The following is a 2,958-nucleotide window of genomic DNA, read 5'->3' as shown; positions in this document are numbered from 1 at the left end:
TTGACGGCCGCGACCTTGAGGCCGCCGCGCAGGCGGTTGACGACGAGGGTGGCGAGGGCTTCGCCTTCGACGTCCTCGGCGACGATCAGCAGCGGCTTGCCGGTCTGCACCACGGCGAGCGTATCGGTTGAAGTGTTGATCATAATAAGAGAGAAAAGACGGCGGTTCACAGACTGAAATTGAAGGGGCCAAATGACGTATATGCATAGTACTTTATGGAAGCGTGCTTTTGGCGATGTTGGTTCTGATTCGCATAAGGAGCAACGAGACCATCTTAAGAACGCCTATCTTGCGCTTCGAAGCCAAGCTGAGACGTTGGTCGCAAATATTGGAGCCGACCTCCGTCAGTATACAATACATGATATCACGCACTTGGATGCGCTTTGGGGAATTGGAAGCGAGATCGTTGGGCCTGACTTCGATTTGACCCCTACCGAGGGTTTCATTCTTGGAGCGTCCTTTCTTTTGCATGATGCGGGTATGTGCTTGGCGGCCTATCCGGGAGGGCTAAGTGAGCTGACACGGCATCGGCTCTGGCTTAGTACGCTCCGAAGCGTTGCGACGAATGTTGATAACCCAACCGAAGCAGAAATTTCATCAGCTGTCATCGATCTAATAAGAGTGGAGCATGCCAATAGAGCAAGAGATCTCCCTAATATTGAGTGGGCCTCCCCATCTGGTGGAAGATACTACTTGATAGAGAATACCGATCTTCGGCAAAAATTCTCAAACGCTATCGGTAATGTCGCGGCGAGTCACTGGTGGAGTCATGACCGTTTGGCTTCAGAGTTGGACCGTATACTACCCGCGCCACCTCCGTTTCCAACCGAGTGGAGAGCAGATCTTCTTAAGATCGCCGCCATTTTGAGGGTTGCAGACGCTGCCCACATCGACGAGCGTCGCGCTCCCGGCTTTGTGTGGGCTTTGCGTGGTTCATCTCTTAGCACTCTTTCAAGTCTGCACTGGCTCTTTCAAAATCGGATCACACAGCCAGAACGTCGCGACGATGCCCTCTACTATAGCTCAACGTCCGATTTCGAATCGTCAGATGCAGATGCATGGTGGCTGGCGAGCGACACTTTACGCATGATTGACCGCGAGCTTCGGTCTACGGATGTGCTATTGGCAGATCTGAGGGGAACGAAAGTCAGGCTCGCCGCTCGTCGCGTTGCAAATGTCGAATCAACAGCCACGATGGTCCTGTCGATAAGGGTTCGTGGCTGGATACCAATCGACACAACTATCAAAGTTTCAGACATCCCGAGTCTGATCCGCACCCTTGGTGGCGAAGCTCTGTATGGAGACAGTGCTTTCGTTCCCCTTAGAGAGCTGCTCCAGAATGCGGCTGACGCAATTCGCCTCAAAGCGGGCGTATTGCCAGAGTTCGGACTGAGCGATGGATTGATTGAAACATTCGTTGGTGTAGATGACGAAGGGACTTATTTGCAGGTGATCGATAATGGCGTCGGGATGACGCGCGAAGTGCTAGGAGGGGCCTTTCTCGACTTCGGGAACAGCGGGTGGTCAAGCGACCCAATCTTTTCTGACTACCCGGGAGTCGATCCGCAGAAGCTCAATATGATCGGCAAATTCGGCATTGGGTTCTTTTCGGTTTTTATGCTTGGAGAAAAAGTCCAAATTATCACGCGCCGCTTTGATAGGGGATTTCAAGAAACCTTAGTTCTATCGTTCTCCGGAGGAGTCGGTCGACGGCCCATTCTTAGGCAAGCAAGGCAGTCAGAATGGCTAGCAAGGGGTGGCACGTCGATAAAGGTTTGGAAGAAAGACGAATCTAATCCGGCTGCCCCCCTCTTCGAGGGGGAGAATGCATCGATAATACCAATCTGCGAGAGGCAATTTCCGCTTTCTGATATCAAAATCCGTGCGTCAGCCGATGGAAAGACCCACGACATCGAGCCAATCGACTGGCGCTGTGTGGAACCAGAAGTGCTACTGAAACGGACAACCGGATTGCAAGACTTTCCGGATTTCTTTCTGACGTACATAAAAAACATGCGGCCAATATATGATCCTTCGGGATGTGTTGCCGGCCGAATGTTCGTGACTCCCAATCCATATTCGCTCTTTGACGATCCTCGTTGGAGAAACCTTACACTTCTCGGCATGGTCGTTTCACGAGGCGTATTTGTATCAACGATGCATGGGATTCAGGGGGTCGTCGAGAGTGATATTAGGACTGCTGATCGGCATCTAGCCTGGCCGAAGCCGTCTAAAGAGGAGTTCCATCGGTGGTTGCGTGAGCAGGCGGACTTGATTGCGACAATGGGCCTTCCGCAGTCAGAAGAGGCGGCTTGTGCGGCGATTATCCGTCGGCTTTGTGGTGATGCGCGAGATCTGAAGTTCGTCCTAACAAGAGATGGATTTCTGTCCTCAAGCGAATTTAGAGAAATGGCTGTTCGCTTGGGAGATATTAAGATCACGTCGCGGTTCGACGTTGGGGACATCGAAAGGATAAACCCGACTGCGAAAGTGGAAGAGAATGTCGTAGGCGTCGACCCTGGATCGTCAGTTGTGTTCTCGAGTCGAGCGAGGGGGCTGCGCGACTCGTTTGACGATTTTCTTGGCGGGGAAATGTGGGATGATCAACGAGACTTAATCGATATTCTTGGCGAATGCTGGGGGCTTGAGGGGGCCCTGCTTGATGCTCTGAAGAGTGCTGAAATTGATGGGAAGAGAGTTTCAAGGAGAATAGATGTTGCTCGAGCAGCTTCGGGAGAAAAAATCGCGGGTTACGGGATTCATTGCTGGAAAGGAATGACGATCGATGATCTGAAGCGGAAGTTGCTCGAGTAGACTACGCGTCCATCTTGAGCGTAGCTGTTCCCATCGAGCAACAAAAAAGCCCGGCGTTTCCGCCGGGCTTCATTTTCTCTGCGACTCTTGACTTCGCTTAGAAGTCCATGCCGCCCATGCCGCCGCCCGGGGGCATGGCGGGGC

1 protein-coding gene is annotated in these 2,958 nt (G+C 52.5%); it reads left to right on the top strand.

All coding sequences use genetic code 11. The features are described from left to right. Positions 1-192: 192 nt before the first annotated feature. Entirely contained in the window at positions 193-2,814 is a 2,622-nt protein-coding gene (locus IP86_RS28210; RefSeq protein ID WP_082364070.1) for an HD domain-containing protein, read from the top strand. The last annotated feature ends 144 nt before the right edge of the window (positions 2,815-2,958 follow it).

The sequence above is a fragment of the Rhodopseudomonas sp. AAP120 genome (genome assembly GCF_001295845.1).
Lineage (GTDB): Bacteria > Pseudomonadota > Alphaproteobacteria > Rhizobiales > Xanthobacteraceae > Rhodopseudomonas.
Note: the sequence above shows the minus strand (reverse complement) of the source record. Positions and strands in the feature narration are given on the sequence as shown.